At 44.8% G+C, this 14,909-nt stretch carries 13 protein-coding genes and 5 tRNA genes; 1 reads left to right on the top strand and 17 read right to left on the bottom strand.

Annotation, left to right across the window (positions count from 1 at the left end; all coding sequences use genetic code 11):
* Positions 1-23: 23 nt before the first annotated feature.
* The 10 genes from leuS to miaB form a co-directional block, all read right to left on the bottom strand.
* On the bottom strand, positions 24-2,606 hold the full coding sequence (gene leuS, locus AB204_RS04495) for a leucine--tRNA ligase (RefSeq protein WP_047962189.1): 2,583 nt from the start codon (positions 2,604-2,606) through the stop codon (positions 24-26).
* A 212-nt stretch (positions 2,607-2,818) separates the two neighbouring features.
* Positions 2,819-3,544: an amino acid ABC transporter ATP-binding protein gene (locus tag AB204_RS04490; RefSeq protein WP_047962188.1), complete on the bottom strand. Its 726-nt coding sequence runs from the start codon at positions 3,542-3,544 to the stop codon at positions 2,819-2,821.
* Positions 3,544-4,218: a glutamate/aspartate ABC transporter permease GltK gene (gene gltK, locus AB204_RS04485; RefSeq protein WP_047962187.1), complete on the bottom strand. Its 675-nt coding sequence runs from the start codon at positions 4,216-4,218 to the stop codon at positions 3,544-3,546. Before gltK ends, AB204_RS04490 begins: the two co-directional genes overlap by 1 nt.
* A 3-nt stretch (positions 4,219-4,221) precedes the next feature.
* Complete coding sequence (locus AB204_RS04480; RefSeq protein WP_047962186.1) at positions 4,222-4,962, bottom strand: amino acid ABC transporter permease; 741 nt, start codon at positions 4,960-4,962, stop codon at positions 4,222-4,224.
* A gap of 121 nt (positions 4,963-5,083) precedes the next feature.
* Positions 5,084-5,971: an amino acid ABC transporter substrate-binding protein gene (locus tag AB204_RS04475; protein ID WP_152671495.1), complete on the bottom strand. Its 888-nt coding sequence runs from the start codon at positions 5,969-5,971 to the stop codon at positions 5,084-5,086.
* Between the two features lie 477 nt (positions 5,972-6,448).
* Complete coding sequence (gene lnt / locus AB204_RS04470; RefSeq protein ID WP_047962184.1) at positions 6,449-7,975, bottom strand: apolipoprotein N-acyltransferase; 1,527 nt, start codon at positions 7,973-7,975, stop codon at positions 6,449-6,451.
* Between the two features lie 10 nt (positions 7,976-7,985).
* Complete coding sequence (corC, locus tag AB204_RS04465; RefSeq protein ID WP_047962183.1) at positions 7,986-8,864, bottom strand: CNNM family magnesium/cobalt transport protein CorC; 879 nt, start codon at positions 8,862-8,864, stop codon at positions 7,986-7,988.
* A gap of 71 nt (positions 8,865-8,935) precedes the next feature.
* Entirely contained in the window at positions 8,936-9,403 is a 468-nt protein-coding gene (ybeY, locus tag AB204_RS04460) for an rRNA maturation RNase YbeY (protein ID WP_047962182.1), read from the bottom strand.
* On the bottom strand, positions 9,400-10,377 hold the full coding sequence (locus tag AB204_RS04455) for a PhoH family protein (protein ID WP_411354700.1): 978 nt from the start codon (positions 10,375-10,377) through the stop codon (positions 9,400-9,402). The genes ybeY and AB204_RS04455 overlap by 4 nt, the downstream gene beginning before the upstream one ends.
* A 93-nt stretch (positions 10,378-10,470) precedes the next feature.
* Positions 10,471-11,901, bottom strand: a complete 1,431-nt coding sequence (gene miaB, locus AB204_RS04450; RefSeq protein WP_047962180.1) for a tRNA (N6-isopentenyl adenosine(37)-C2)-methylthiotransferase MiaB — start codon at positions 11,899-11,901, stop codon at positions 10,471-10,473.
* 203 nt (positions 11,902-12,104) lie between these two features.
* Here miaB and ubiF point away from each other — a divergent pair, with 203 nt between their 5' ends.
* Positions 12,105-13,292: a 3-demethoxyubiquinol 3-hydroxylase gene (gene ubiF, locus AB204_RS04445; protein ID WP_047962179.1), complete on the top strand. Its 1,188-nt coding sequence runs from the start codon at positions 12,105-12,107 to the stop codon at positions 13,290-13,292.
* An 81-nt stretch (positions 13,293-13,373) separates the two neighbouring features.
* On the opposite strand, the gene AB204_RS04440 is transcribed toward ubiF, so the two are convergent.
* The 7 genes from AB204_RS04440 to AB204_RS04410 all read right to left on the bottom strand — a co-directional run bounded on the left by AB204_RS04440 (position 13,374) and on the right by AB204_RS04410 (position 14,759).
* A complete protein-coding gene (locus tag AB204_RS04440; protein ID WP_047962178.1) occupies positions 13,374-13,748 on the bottom strand; it encodes a helix-turn-helix domain-containing protein in 375 nt (124 codons plus the stop codon).
* Positions 13,749-13,790: 42 nt separating this feature from the next.
* Positions 13,791-14,054 (bottom strand): type II toxin-antitoxin system HigB family toxin, encoded by a 264-nt coding sequence (locus AB204_RS04435; protein ID WP_047962177.1) that lies wholly within the window; start codon positions 14,052-14,054, stop codon positions 13,791-13,793.
* Positions 14,055-14,262: 208 nt separating this feature from the next.
* Positions 14,263-14,337, bottom strand: a tRNA-Gln gene (locus AB204_RS04430).
* A gap of 18 nt (positions 14,338-14,355) precedes the next feature.
* Positions 14,356-14,432 (bottom strand) — tRNA-Met (locus AB204_RS04425).
* 41 nt (positions 14,433-14,473) lie between these two features.
* Positions 14,474-14,548 (bottom strand) — tRNA-Gln (locus AB204_RS04420).
* 18 nt (positions 14,549-14,566) lie between these two features.
* Positions 14,567-14,643, bottom strand: a tRNA-Met gene (locus tag AB204_RS04415).
* 41 nt (positions 14,644-14,684) lie between these two features.
* A tRNA-Gln gene (locus AB204_RS04410) sits at positions 14,685-14,759 on the bottom strand.
* Positions 14,760-14,909 lie beyond the last annotated feature (150 nt).

Here is a 14,909-nt window from a genome sequence, read left to right as displayed (position 1 = left end):
CCCACAATAGTGGTCTCCCGTTATCAACCAACGACCAGGTTCAGTAATTTACCTGGAACATAGATGACCTTGCGAATACTGACGCCTTCAAGATATTTCGTCACACTGTATTCTTGCGTCGCCATTTCTTGAACATACTCTTTTGTTGCGTCTGCCGGTACAGTAATGCGGCCACGAACTTTACCATTAATCTGAATGATTACCAGTTTAGTATCGTCCACCATTGCTTGCTCATCTGCTTGCGGCCATTCAGCAACATCAATGTCATTTTCATTGCCAAGTTCTTTCCACATTACGAAACAAGCGTGTGGGGTAATAGGCGAAAGCATACGTACAACTGTGGTCAGTGCTTCTTGCATAAGAGCGCGATCCTGCTCAGTTTCCTGTGGAGCACGTGTCAGTTTGTTCATCAGCTCCATAATTGCAGCAACGGCGGTATTGAATGCCTGACGGCGGCCAATATCATCGGTGACTTTCGCAATGGTTTTATGGAGATCACGGCGCAGATCTTTTTGCTCCGCAGTCAGGCTACTGATATCCAGCGGCTGGATTGCCCCTTTATTGCTGTGTTCATAAACCAGACGCCAAACACGTTTCAGGAAGCGGTTAGCGCCTTCTACACCAGATTCCTGCCATTCCAGAGTCAGTTCTGGTGGTGCAGCGAACATCATGAACAGGCGAACAGTATCAGCACCGTATTTATCGACCATAGTTTGTGGGTCGATACCGTTGTTCTTGGATTTCGACATTTTGCTCATGCCGGTATAAACCAGTTCATGGCCGTCTTTATCCGTTGCTTTAATAATGCGCCCTTTCTCATCACGTTCAACAGTAGCGTCAGCCGGAGATACCCAGACTTTTTCGCCACTGTTGCCGGTGTAATAGAAAGCATCGGCCAGAACCATGCCTTGGCACAGCAGGCGTTTGGCGGGTTCATCAGAATTAACCAAACCAGCATCGCGCATCAGCTTGTGGAAGAAGCGGAAGTACATCAGGTGCATGATGGCGTGTTCAATACCACCGATGTATTGATCCACTGGCAACCAGTAGTTAGCCGCAGTCGGGTCTAACATGCCTTTGTCATGATCCGGACAGGTATAACGTGCGTAATACCATGAAGATTCCATGAAGGTATCAAAGGTATCCGTTTCAAGCAGAGCAGATTGACCGTTGATGGTCGTTTTTGCCCATTCTGGATCAGCCTTGATTGGGCTGGTGATACCATCCATCACAACATCTTCCGGCAGGATCACTGGCAACTGATCTTCTGGAACAGGAACAACGGTTCCATCTTCCAGTGTTGCCATTGGAATCGGAGCACCCCAGTAACGCTGGCGGGAAACACCCCAGTCGCGCAGGCGGTAATTGACCTTACGCTGGCCGACGCCCATTGCAACCAGTTTGTCTGCAATGGCATTGAAACCTTCTTCATTATTCAGCCCGCTGAATTCACCGGAATTGACCAGTGCATTTTTGTCTGTAGCGGCTGCATCCTGAATATTTGGTACGTTGCCGTCATTGTCTAGAATAACGGCTTTCATTGGCAGGTTGTACTTAGTAGCAAACTCCCAATCACGTTGATCATGGGCAGGAACTGCCATAACAGCGCCAGTGCCGTATTCCATCAGGACAAAGTTAGCAACCCAAATAGCTATTTTTTCATTGGTCAATGGATGAATAACGAACATGCCTGTTGGCATGCCTTTTTTCTCCATGGTTGCCATATCTGCTTCGGCAACTTTGGTATTACGGCATTCGTTGATGAATTCTGCCAGTGCCGGATTATTTTCCGCCGCTTGTTTTGCCAGAGGATGACCTGCTGCGACAGCAACATAGGTTGCACCCATGAAAGTATCTGGGCGAGTGGTATAAACGGTGAGTTTTTCTTGGCTATCAGCAACATTAAAAGTGATTTCGACACCTTCAGAACGACCAATCCAGTTACGTTGCATGGTTTTGACCTGTTCAGGCCAATCTGCCAATTTATCCAGATCGTTCAGCAATTCTTCCGCATAATCGGTGATCTTGATGAACCATTGAGGGATCTCTTTGCGTTCCACTTGGGTATCACAACGCCAGCAGCAGCCATCAATAACTTGCTCATTAGCCAGGACGGTCAGGTCATGTGGACACCAGTTAACAGCGGAGGTTTTTTTGTATACCAAACCTTTTTCATACAACTTAGTGAAGAACCACTGTTCCCAGCGATAGTATTCTGGTACACAGGTCGTCACTTCACGATCCCAGTCATAACCAAAACCCAGTGTTTTCAACTGGTTTTTCATGTATTCGATGTTGGAATAAGTCCACGGAGCAGGGGCGGTGTTATTTTTAACCGCAGCTCCTTCAGCCGGCAGGCCGAAAGCATCCCAACCGATTGGTTGCAACACATTTTTACCTAGCATGCGTTGATAGCGGGAAATCACATCACCAATGGTGTAGTTACGGACATGGCCCATATGTAGTCGACCAGAAGGGTAAGGTAGCATAGACAGGCAATAGTATTTTTCTTTGCTGTTGTCTTCTGTCACTTTGAACGTTTGCTTCTCTTGCCAGTGAAGCTGGACTTGTTGTTCTATGTCTTCTGGACGATATTGTTCTTGCATGGCACCGATAATCCTATGGTGAGTAATTAAGCTACGCCGTTAGCGTGCTTGTTGTTATGAAACATGGTTGTTTATGAAATCTAAGACGCCATAGCATAGCTGATAAGGGATAGGCGCAACAACTCTTGTTAAAGGTGGAATGTGGAAAATTGCTTATTTTTAATGGAATTTAAGGCCGGCGGATAGTTTTGCCATCCGCCGCCAAAGAAAAATCAGGGCAAAATTTTTGCCAGAAAATCGCGGGCGCGCTCCGATTTTGGGTTGGCAAAGAAATCTTCTTTCTTACTGTCTTCGACAATTTTTCCCTCATCCATGAAAATAACGCGGTGCGCTACTTTTTTGGCAAATCCCATCTCATGGGTTACCACCATCATGGTCATGCCTTCTTTTGCCAATTCAACCATAACATCCAGCACCTCATTTATCATTTCGGGATCGAGTGCAGAAGTTGGCTCATCAAACAGCATCGCAATAGGGTCCATGCAGAGTGCACGGGCGATGGCAACACGTTGTTGCTGACCTCCAGAAAGTTGTGAGGGGAATTTATTAGCATGACTGGCTAATCCAACTCGTTCCAGTAATTTTAATGCTTTTTGAGTCGCCGCTTTCTTATCGCGTTTTAGTACCTTAACTTGGGCCAGTGTCAGGTTTTCAATGATAGATAGATGTGGAAACAGCTCAAAATGTTGGAATACCATTCCCACTTTGGAACGTAGCTGTGCCAGATTGGTACTCTTGTCATTGACTTTCGTTTCATTTACCAGAATTTCACCCTGCTGGACTGGTTCAAGGCCATTGACCGTTTTTATCAGCGTGGATTTACCGGAACCAGAAGGCCCACAGACCACGACTACTTCGCCTTTTTTGACTTCAGTCGAGCAGTCAGTAAGAACCTGAAATTGGCCATACCACTTGGATACATTTTTCAGGGAAATCATCAAACAGTCCTTTTCTTCAAATAGTTAACCAGCATAGAAGCGGCAAAACTAATCACAAAATAAACAAAGCCGGCAAACAGAACCATTTCAATCTGAGTGCCGTCGCGCTCACCAATATTCGCTGCTGTACGGAAAAAATCAGCCAGACTCAGTACATATACCAGAGACGTATCTTGGAATAATACAATGCCTTGCGTTAGCAATAATGGGATCATTGCCCGGAATGCTTGTGGCAGGATGATCAGACGCATGCTTTGCATGTGGGTCATACCCAGAGCCAGCGCAGCAGAGGATTGCCCACGGGAAATACTCTGAATACCTGCCCGAATGATTTCGGAATAGTAAGCGGCCTCAAATAGCGAAAAAGCTACCATTGCGGAAATTAAACGGATATCGGTTTTTGGTGATATACCTAGAACATTTTGTAATAAGTTAGGCACAATCAGATAGAACCAGAGTAATACCATCACCAGCGGAACTGAGCGAAAGAGATTAACATAAAGAGTGGCAAACCAGCTCAATATCTTAATGGGTGAGAGGCGCATCATTGCCAGAATGGTTCCCCAGACAATTCCAATGATAATGGCTACCACGGTGATTTTGGCCGTTATCATCAATCCATTCAGGAGAAAGGGCAGGCTAGGAATAATTGAACTCCAATCAAACTGATACATTATTTACCTTCCTCCCATATTGCCTGGCAAACGTACTTTTTTCTCAAGTATGCTCATGGCAAACATGATCACGAGATTGATTGCCACATAAGCCAAAGTGATCGCCGTAAATGATTCATAGGCGTGTGCTGAGTAATCCAGCAGTTTCCCGGCTTGTGCAGCCATATCAACCAGCCCGATAGTAGAAGCAATGGCTGAGTTCTTCACCAGATTGAGCATTTCTGAAGTCATTGGAGGAATGATCACCCGATAGGCGTTTGGCAGCAGAATATAACGATAGGTTTGTGGCAGGGTTAATCCCATTGCCAACCCTGCGGCCTTTTGCCCTCTGGGGAGTGATTCAATTGCGGCGCGAACCTGTTCACATACGCGGGCGGCAGTGAATAATCCCAAGCAAATGACAGAAGAAATAAAAAATTGAATATTAGGGTCCAGTTCCATTTTGAACCAATCGCCTAAGCTTTTGGGCAGGAATTCTGGCACGACTAAATACCACGTAAAAAACTGGACAATAAGGGGCACATTGCGAAACAGCTCAACGTAACAAGCGCCAATCCCAGAAAGAAATTTATTCGGGACAGTTCGGAGAATACCAAACAAAGACCCGACAACAAGTGCAATAAGCCAAGCGCAGATGGAAAGTGCGATGGTTACTTGAAACCCGGAAATTAGCCACCCCAAATAGGTGGTATTACCAAAAGGGGCGGCTTGTAAAAAGATGCCCCAATTCCAATCAACAGACATAACCGTTCTCCCTGAAATGGGGGTTGGCAATAATACTTAAAATCGATCTAAAAAAATGAGGTAGGGAACGACTACCTCAGACCCGTCGTGCCAATAAAATCAGGATTTTTTAGTTCCTTAATTAGTTCAACACCTTATCGTTTGGTGACTTAAACAAGGCTCTCATTTCATCTGACATGGAGAAGTTCAAGTTCAGGTTTTTGGGTGGAATTGGTTCTTTGAACCAGCGATCAAACATTTTTTCAGCCTCACCGGAGGTCTGTACTTTAACAATGACGTCATCAATCAATTTCTTGAACTGAGGATCATCTTTGCGCAGCATACAGCCATAGGCTTCTTCTGATTGCGCTTTACCAACAATGATCCATTGATCCGGTTTCTTCGCTTTTGCACGTTCGCCTGCGAGCAGGGCATCATCTATCATAAAGGCAACGGCACGGCCTGATTCCAGAGTGCGGAATGAATCGCCATGGTCTTTGGCACTGATGATGCGCATTTTCATTTGCTTCTCATCATTGAGTTTATTCAATAAAATTTCAGAGGTTGTGCCAGAAGTCACGACGACATTTTTTCCTGCCAGATCATCAAATCCTTTGATGCCAGAATCTTTTTTAGTCAGCAGGCGAGTACCGACGGCAAAGATAGTGTTGGAGAATGCGGCTTGTTTCTGTCGCTCATAATTGTTGGTTGTAGACCCACATTCAAAATCGAATGTACCGTTTTGTAACAGGGGAATGCGGTTCTGGGAGGTAATCGGGATCAGCTTGACCTGTAGGTTAGGCATATCCAGTTTTTTCTTAACAGCATCGACGATCAAATTGGAATAATCTTGAGAATAACCAACAACGTTTTGCTGATTATCATAGTAAGAGAATGGGACTGAAGATTCTCTGTGTCCAACAACGATAATGCCATTATCTTTAATTTTTTTCAGTGTTCCAGTCAGTTCCTCAGCATGAGCAGCCCCAACCGCGCTAAGCAACATCATGGTTAACATCAACTTACGCATATACAGCTCCTTTACCTGGTTATTTTTCGTGAAATTACACTTTCTTACAGATAATTGTGTTTTTACATAGATGAATAAAACTGTTTGTAGAAACGATTTTCTGAATTATTTTGTTTATATGTCGTAAAAAAATAATTCATAATGTTACTTTTTTGAAACCATAATGTTTCCATTTCGCGACATACCTCGCACTATAAATAAACAATTTCATTTATGCGTGGTTAGAGAGTGAATAATATCGAATGTTGTTCACACTTTGAGCCATTTGGAACAATATTCTATTTTTATGTTATAAACTTGGTCTTATATGTTGTGAGTTTGTGTCACATCGGAGATGAAAGTGATGGTTAAGGGAAATTGCTGAAGTTGTCAGTGGAGTGAGATAAAAAATTTATAAAATCAGGGCATATTTTATGCCCTGATTCTTAATTAGCAACATCTTATCATTTATGGGAAATTAAATTTTTTGACGTTTTCTCATATTTGACGTTTTCTCATAAAAGCAAAAATGAAAAACAGAGCACTGATTCCCCATATTGGCCAATTTCCGAAGCGAAAATAAGGCGTTACTCCTGTTGCGGGCGTGACTTTGGCCTCTAATACCTGCCGAGTAAATTGTGGGATTTCAGCTTGAATTAAGCCATTTGGGCTGATTACTGCGGTAACACCATTATTTGTTCCTCTTAGCAGAGGACGACCCAGTTCAAGCGCACGCATCCGAGCCATCTGAAAATGCTGCCACGGGCCAATGGAACGCCCGAACCAGGCATCATTAGAAACGGTGAGCAAAAATTCTGTATCAGGCTTGAAGTTATCACGTACCTGTTCACCCAAAATAATTTCATAACAGATAGCAGCAGTAATATTGTGCCCTGCAACGGAAAGCTGTGGCTGGGTGTAGTCACCACGGCTAAAAGAAGACATTGGCAAATTGAAGAAAGGGGCCAACGGGCGCAATACTGATTCTAACGGGACAAATTCACCAAATGGTACGAGGTGATGTTTGTCGTAACGAGTAGGGGCTGGGTATTGGTAAGGCGTTTTATCACCTAATACGATAATACTATTGTAAAATTTATAACCTTCCAGCGTGGGCCGGGCATCAACAATACCGGTAATTAAGCTGGTATTGTGTTCTCTCAGTGAGGCATCCAGTTCGGTCAGAAAAGCCCTTTGGTTGTATTCAGTATCTGGAATGGCAGATTCAGGCCAAATGATGATAGGCGCCTTGCCAATGAAAGGACGGCTATTATCCAGATAAATATCCAACGTTTTCTCAAGAGCAGCAGGATCCCACTTTATGGCCTGGGGAATATTGCCTTGAACTAATGCGATATTAGTGGCTTTTTCCGGTTGTAGGGTATACCACTGATAGTGTCGCATTGGCCATGGCAATAGCAGCAAGATAATGGCAATGATGGCTGATGATAGCTTTTTATAAACGGTAGCAAAAACCAGTAACCCGCTGATCATCATAAGCAGGAAGGTAATGCCTTCCACACCCAGAATAGGCGCAACGGCTTTCATTGGGCCATCAATTTGACTGTAGCCGAATTGTAACCAAGGAAACCCGGTTAATACCCAGCCACGCAAGAATTCTGTTAATTGCCAAAGCGCAGGGCTGGCAATAACCAACCTGATACCACTGGAAGTTGGAAAAAATCGGTTCAGTAAGCCGGCGAATAATGCAGGGTAAAGGGCAAGATAGGCTGATAGCAGGAGCACCAGAAAGATATTGATGGCGGTTGGCATGCCTCCAAAATCGGCGATACTGACATAAACCCAATTTGCGCCGCTGCCAAATAAGCCAAGTCCCCAACATAAACCAATAAAAAAAGCCTGACGGCTGGTTCTGTTTAAGGTGAGGATTTGCAGGCCGAAAAGAGAAACGAGAGCAGCAGGCCAGAAATCAAAAGGTGAAAAAGCCAGTGTTCCACTGGCTCCGAAAAGAAGTGCCAGCACAGCACGTAGCCGCTGGCAATTCATTAATGAGGCTTTGTTCATCCAGATCCTATTATTGTTTATCAAGGCTAGGAACTTCAGCATCATCCGGTATTTTTACATGAACCTGAATGATCTTACGGCTATCAGACATTGCTACTTTGAAAAGATAGCCATTAATGACAATAGATTCTCCACGGGAAGGCAGATGCCCGAATGCCTGCATAACTAGCCCGCCAATGGTATCAACCTCTTCATCGCTGAAATTGGTACCGAAAACCTCGTTAAAATCTTCAATTTGAGTCAATGCCCGAACTGAATAGGAGTGTCGGCTTAAAGCACGAATATCGTTATCTTCATCATCATCGTATTCGTCTTCTATTTCACCAACAATCAGTTCAAGAATATCTTCAATTGTGACCAGACCAGAAACACCGCCAAATTCATCGATCACAATCGCCATATGATAACGTTGAGAGCGGAATTCTTTCAGCAGACGGTCAACACGTTTACTTTCCGGCACAACAACAGCTTGACGAAGCACTTTATCAATGCTGAAAGGCTCTGTATTCGTACGCATGAATGGCAGTAAATCTTTCGCCATTAATATGCCTTCGATGTGATCCTTGTCTTCACTGATGACAGGAAAGCGTGAATGGGCCGAATCGATAATAACATCCAGACATTCGTCCAGAGATTGATTGCGTTTTAAGGTAACGATCTGTGAGCGTGGGATCATAATATCCCGCACACGTTGGTCAGCAATATCCATTACCCCTTCGAGCATCTCTCGGGTATCGGGATCGATCAGGTCGTTCTGCTCTGAATCACGGATCAGTTCAACCAAATCATCACGGTTTTTCGGCTCACCGTGAAAAAGCTGATTAAGAAGCGCAAAGAAGCCTTTCTTAGGGCCAGGGCTATCGTTACTTGAAGGATGGTCGTCGCTCATGGCGTTTTAATGAAAATTCCCCATTAATAAATCGTAGAATGTAATGTTTAACATAAAAATGTCGGTCATGGTTATTCTTTTTCCATGAGATAGGGATCAGGATAACCCATTTTTTCCAGAATTTCTGTTTCCAGAGATTCCATTTCCTCTGCTTCATCGTCTTCGATATGGTCATATCCCAGAAGATGGAGGCTGCCGTGAACAACCATATGTGCCCAGTGTTCCTCGGCAGTTTTTTGTTGCTCTTCTGCCTCTTTTTCAACAACTTGACGGCAGATAATTAAATCACCCAGCAAGGGTAACTCAACTTCAGGTGGTGCTTCAAATGGGAAGGATAGCACATTGGTTGGTTTATCTTTCCCGCGATAAGTGAGGTTTAAATCGTGGCTTTCTGCCTCATCGACCAAACGAATGGTCACTTCACTTTCCGCCTGAAATTGTGGCAGAACACCTTCCAACCAGCGTTGGAACAGGGCTTCATCGGGAAGCCCTTCTGGATTTTCACATGCAATTTGCAAATCTAATATAACGGAACTCATTGTGCTTCCTGTTTGCGCTTTTCATTAAGCGCTTTTTTACGCTCTTGCTCTGCTGCTTCCCATGCTTCATAGGCGATAACAACTTTTGCAACCACCGGATGGCGGACAACGTCTTCACTATGTAAGAAGTTAAAGCTCAGTTCATCAACATCAGATAAAACTTCTACTGCATGGCTCAGACCTGATTTCTGCCCTCTTGGCAGGTCAATCTGAGTCACGTCACCCGTAATAACCGCCTTAGAATTAAAACCAATGCGGGTTAAAAACATTTTCATCTGTTCGATGGTCGTATTCTGGCTTTCGTCGAGAATAATAAAGGCGTCATTGAGGGTACGTCCACGCATATAGGCCAGTGGAGCCACTTCGATAACGTTTCTTTCGATCAGCTTCTCAACTTTTTCAAATCCCAGCATCTCAAACAGGGCATCATAAAGCGGGCGCAGATAAGGATCGACTTTCTGGCTCAGGTCACCGGGCAGGAAACCCAATTTTTCTCCGGCTTCAACCGCAGGACGGGTCAGCAGAATACGGCGGATTTCCTGACGCTCAAGTGCATCAACAGCAGCAGCGACAGCCAAATAAGTTTTCCCTGTTCCCGCTGGCCCAACCCCGAACGTGATGTCGTGGTCAAGGATATTGGCAATATATTTCGCCTGATTGGGCGTACGGGGCTTTACAACACCCCGTTTGGTTTTGATGTTCACAGCTTTGCCGTATTCAGGCACACTTTCTGCTACCTGTTCCAGTATGCGGCTTTCGGTGATAGCCAGATGAATCTGTTCAGGCTCAAGATCCGGTATCATGCCGCGTACAGGAGCGGTTTCAACATAAAGATGACGCAGGATACCCGCTGCGGCATTCACACACAGTGGTTTACCTACCAGTTTGAAACGATTATCGCGACGGTTGATTTCGATACCTAAACGGCGCTCAAGTTGTTTCAGATTGTCATCAAGTGGTCCACACAGGCTCATTAGACGTTGATTGTCTGCGGGTTCCAGAAAAATTTCTTGTGTTGCTACTTGTGGGTTGATTTGTGTCACTGATTATCTCTATGTTATGGCCTGTTAAGGTTGATAAAAGCCAACGCCGAGTTCATCTTCTTTGCGTGTACGGGCAATGACTGATTCAGGTGACTCATGGATACGAAGATCCATATCATCTTCAGTGCGGATAACTTTACCTCGCAGGGAATTGGCGTATACGTCAACAATCTCGACATCAACGAATTTGCCAATCATGTCAGGCGCACCTTCAAAGTTAACTACGCGGTTATTCTCAGTACGGCCGGAAAGTTCCATGATATTTTTGCGGGATGGGCCTTCAACGAGAATACGCTGTGTACTGCCAAGCATTGCACGGCTGAAGCTCATGGCATGTTGATTAATGCGTTGTTGGAGTAAGTACAGGCGCTGTTTTTTCTCTTCTTCACTCACGTCATCAGGCAAATCGGCCGCAGGTGTTCCTGGGCGTGCTGAGTAGACAAAGCTGAAACTCATGTCGAAATTAACATCGGCGATCAATTTCATGGTTTTTTCGAAATCATCCTGTGTTTCTCCCGGGAAACCGATGATGAAGTCAGAACTAATCAGAATATCAGGACGAGCCTTACGTAGACGGCGAATAATACCTTTGTATTCCAGCGCAGTATGGGCACGTTTCATCAGCGTCAGGATGCGGTCAGAACCGCTCTGAACCGGCAGATGCAGGTAACTGACTAACTCTGGCGTATCCTCGTAAACTGCAATGATATCATCAGTGAATTCAATTGGATGGCTGGTGGTGAAGCGAACACGGTCAATGCCATCAATAGCTGCAACCAGTCGCAGTAGTTCTGCAAATGTGCAGATATCTCCATCAAACGTTGCACCGCGATAGGCATTGACGTTTTGACCAAGCAGATTAACTTCACGCACGCCCTGTGCAGCAAGTTGAGCAATTTCAAACAGAATATCGTCACAAGGACGGCTGACTTCTTCTCCACGGGTGTAAGGAACAACACAGAATGTGCAGTACTTGTTACAGCCTTCCATAATGGAAACAAAAGCGGTTGGGCCGTCTGCACGAGGCTCTGGCAGACGGTCGAATTTTTCTATCTCAGGGAAACTGATATCAACGACCGGGCTGCGGGTGCCTTTGACATGGTTAATCATTTCAGGCAGACGATGCAGAGTTTGCGGCCCAAAGATAATATCGACACTAGGTGCACGCTGGCGAATAAAATCCCCTTCCTGAGAGGCTACGCATCCACCCACACCGATAATGACCTCGGGGTTTTTGTCTTTTAAGCCTTTCCAGCGACCAAGTTGGTGAAAGACTTTTTCCTGAGCTTTTTCACGGATTGAACAAGTATTCAGGAGTAAGATATCTGCTTCTTCGGCGACATCGGTTAACTGATAACCGTGAGTGGTTTCCAGCAGGTCGGCCATCTTGGATGAATCGTATTCATTCATCTGACAGCCCCAAGTTTTGATGTACAGTTTTTTTATCGTCGACATTTTGTGTATCCGGTGTTTCCAGTGGAATGATGCTTCAACACTGAAAAGCGCAATGTATTGCACATAGTGTATTTAGCATAATATTGTTAGCTATTGTAGTCATTTGAGGCACGAGTGACCAGACTGTAACACCGGATATTCACAGCCGGAAAGGGAAAATTCCGGTACACTATTTTAATCAACAAGTTAATCACGTGATAAGTATGAATAATCCACAACAAAAATTCGATATCCTTGTCGTGGGCGCTGGCATGATTGGTGCCGCGACAGCATTGGGATTGGCACAGGAAGGCTGGCGCGTTGCGCTATTGGAACACCAGCCGCCAGCGCCTTACGATGCAGGCAGTGAACCTGATATTCGCGTATCTGCGATTAGCTGTGCTTCCGTGGATTTATTGAAGCAATTGGGAGCGTGGAAAAATGTATTACAGATGCGCAGTGCCCCTTATCGCAAATTGGAAACGTGGGAGCAGAATGATTCCAAGGTAACTTTCGATGCCAACAGCCTTGGGTTGCCGGAGCTGGGCTATATGGTGGAAAACCGCATCTTGCAATTGGCTCTGTGGCAGGAATTTGAACGTTATCCAAACCTGACATTGTTTTGTCCTACGGTTCTGAAATCGATGCAGCGCCAACGCGAGGATAAAACATGGCGGGTAATGTTGGAAGAGGGTACGGAAATTGATGCACATCTGATTATTGGTGCAGATGGTGCCCGCTCTCAAGTTCGTCAATTGGCGAATATTGGCAGCAAAGGATGGCAGTATCGGCAGTCGTGTATGTTGATAACGGTTAAGACTGAACAACCCCAACAGGATACAACATGGCAGCAGTTTTTTCCTTCTGGCCCCAGAGCTTTTTTGCCGCTGTTTGATCAGTGGGCTTCATTGGTTTGGTATGATTCTCCTGCACGTATTCGTCAATTGCAATCAATGACGATGGTACAACTTGAGCGAGAAATTTCTAAGGCATTTCCTGCCCGTTTGGGTAAAGTCGCTCCGATTGCCGCAGGTTCATTTCCTTTGGTTCGCCATCATGCCAGCCATTATGTGCAAGATGGATTGGTGTTACTGGGTGATGCAGCTCATACCATTAATCCGCTGGCAGGGCAGGGCGTGAATTTGGGGTATAGAGATGTTGATGTTTTGCTCAAGGTACTTACTGATGCCAAAGAATTGCTGGAAGATTGGCATTCTCAGGCAGTTTTGATGCGTTATCAGCGCCGTAGGATGCCGGATAATTTGGTGATGCAAGCCGGGATGGATCTTTTCCACACTGCATTCAGCAATGATTTGCCGGGACTGAAAACAGTGCGCAATTTGACACTGATGGTGGCACAACGTTCAGGTGTTATGAAAAATCTCGCACTGAAATATGCTTTGGGTTTGTGAGTGGCGTTTATTTTTAACAAATTAAATCAATAGCTAGATGGATAAACTACACAGGATGAGTCTTAAATCTAAACCAGCCCCTTAAGGGGCTGGTTTAGTTGGTTTGATAAGAATATCAGCGGGAATCCCGAACATGCAGTGTAAATTCCGGATCATAGTTAATGTTAGGTTACGCTTACGATTTAGGACCTCATATACACGGTTGGCTTTTCCAATCGCAGGTTCCAGATCTTTAATGGTTAACCCTGATAGCTCCATTCTGTACTTAATTGCCTCAATCGGATCTGGTGGATCTATTGGATAATGTTCTGCTTCATAAGCTTCAATCAGCAGCACCATAACTTCCATGTAATCAAATTCAGGAGTCCCTATTTCAGGTTGATTATTGAACAGTGGTGCAATGGCTTTTAGTGCTTCTTGATAATCTTGTTCTGTTCTAATAGGTTTAATGTTCATTGTTCACTCCGGCTCTACGGTGTTGGCATCTATGGCATCGTATTATTTGTGTGTGCCGACGAATTTCACATATACCCAACCTGCGGGATAAAATATGGAAACTATCAGGCGATAATCATTCCCCTTGATATTGAATACCACGCGATTATTTTTCAGGATACTCGCATTGCGGTATTGAGTTTTAATTTCAGCAGGTGTTTTCCAAGAGGCTTTTTTGGCTTCATCATACCAAGCTCTTAGTGGTTGTTCTGCATCGGGGTGCTTTTCCCAAAAAGTCTTGAGTGATGCAACGGATATTATTTTCATAAAGAGATGTAAGTCCCAATTTGGGACTCGTGCAAGTAATCTACTACAGCATATTGCTGATAGAGGATCGTGGTTCAAATTTGTGTATTACTGAAATTCTGGTGGGTTGTTGAGTTGAGTGAGTTTGTAGATGTTAGATAGCTGGTTAGTTGTTTTGGTATTAAAGTGATTTTTAATAAGATGGCATCTTGGTAAGAATTAACAGATATGGCTGGGGTACCTGGATTCGAACCAGGGCATGCCAGGATCAAAACCTGGTGCCTTACCGCTTGGCGATACCCCAATTGGGTTTGAAAATGAATGGTGGCTACGACGGGAATCGAACCTGTGACCCCAGCATTATGAGTGCTGTGCTCTAACCAGCTGAGCTACGTAGCCGTTTACAATGATCGTAAAATTTATGGTGATTTTCAGAAACATGGCTGGGGTACCAGGATTCGAACCTGGGAATGCCGGAATCAGAATCCGGTGCCTTACCGCTTGGCGATACCCCAATTGGATTTGAAAATGAATGGTGGCTACGACGGGAATCGAACCTGTGACCCCAGCATTATGAGTGCTGTGCTCTAACCAGCTGAGCTACGTAGCCATTTACGATAATCGTAAGATTTGTGATAACGTTCAGTGATATGGCTGGGGTACCTGGATTCGAACCAGGGTATGCCAGGATCAAAACCTGGTGCCTTACCGCTTGGCGATACCCCACCTGAGTGTTATCACTACAGCCTTTATTGTTCTCAAACTGTTTTAATCTAACGCTATATCGTTTTAGTCATACTGCTGTTTCAGTTGTATGGCTGGGGTACCTGGATTCGAACCAGGGCATGCCAGGATCAAAACCTGGTGCCTTACCGC

The sequence above is a fragment of the Xenorhabdus khoisanae genome (genome assembly GCF_001037465.1).
GTDB lineage: Bacteria > Pseudomonadota > Gammaproteobacteria > Enterobacterales > Enterobacteriaceae > Xenorhabdus > Xenorhabdus khoisanae.
Note: the sequence above shows the minus strand (reverse complement) of the source record. Positions and strands in the feature narration are given on the sequence as shown.

What these genes read in the sequence shown, in the direction of transcription:
- AB204_RS04435 (WP_047962177.1), bottom strand. Translation starts at nt 14,054, where the DNA reads ATGAAAATAATATCCGTTGCATCACTCAAGACTTTTTGGGAAAAGCAC.
- AB204_RS04475 (WP_152671495.1), bottom strand. Translation starts at nt 5,971, where the DNA reads ATGCGTAAGTTGATGTTAACCATGATGTTGCTTAGCGCGGTTGGGGCT.
- gltK (WP_047962187.1), bottom strand. Translation starts at nt 4,218, where the DNA reads ATGTATCAGTTTGATTGGAGTTCAATTATTCCTAGCCTGCCCTTTCTC.
- leuS (WP_047962189.1), bottom strand. Translation starts at nt 2,606, where the DNA reads ATGCAAGAACAATATCGTCCAGAAGACATAGAACAACAAGTCCAGCTT.
- AB204_RS04455 (WP_411354700.1), bottom strand. Translation starts at nt 10,377, where the DNA reads ATGAGCCTGTGTGGACCACTTGATGACAATCTGAAACAACTTGAGCGC.
- lnt (WP_047962184.1), bottom strand. Translation starts at nt 7,975, where the DNA reads ATGAACAAAGCCTCATTAATGAATTGCCAGCGGCTACGTGCTGTGCTG.
- AB204_RS04480 (WP_047962186.1), bottom strand. Translation starts at nt 4,962, where the DNA reads ATGTCTGTTGATTGGAATTGGGGCATCTTTTTACAAGCCGCCCCTTTT.
- AB204_RS04440 (WP_047962178.1), bottom strand. Translation starts at nt 13,748, where the DNA reads ATGAACATTAAACCTATTAGAACAGAACAAGATTATCAAGAAGCACTA.
- ybeY (WP_047962182.1), bottom strand. Translation starts at nt 9,403, where the DNA reads ATGAGTTCCGTTATATTAGATTTGCAAATTGCATGTGAAAATCCAGAA.
- corC (WP_047962183.1), bottom strand. Translation starts at nt 8,864, where the DNA reads ATGAGCGACGACCATCCTTCAAGTAACGATAGCCCTGGCCCTAAGAAA.
- AB204_RS04490 (WP_047962188.1), bottom strand. Translation starts at nt 3,544, where the DNA reads ATGATTTCCCTGAAAAATGTATCCAAGTGGTATGGCCAATTTCAGGTT.
- ubiF (WP_047962179.1), top strand. Translation starts at nt 12,105, where the DNA reads ATGAATAATCCACAACAAAAATTCGATATCCTTGTCGTGGGCGCTGGC.
- miaB (WP_047962180.1), bottom strand. Translation starts at nt 11,901, where the DNA reads ATGTCGACGATAAAAAAACTGTACATCAAAACTTGGGGCTGTCAGATG.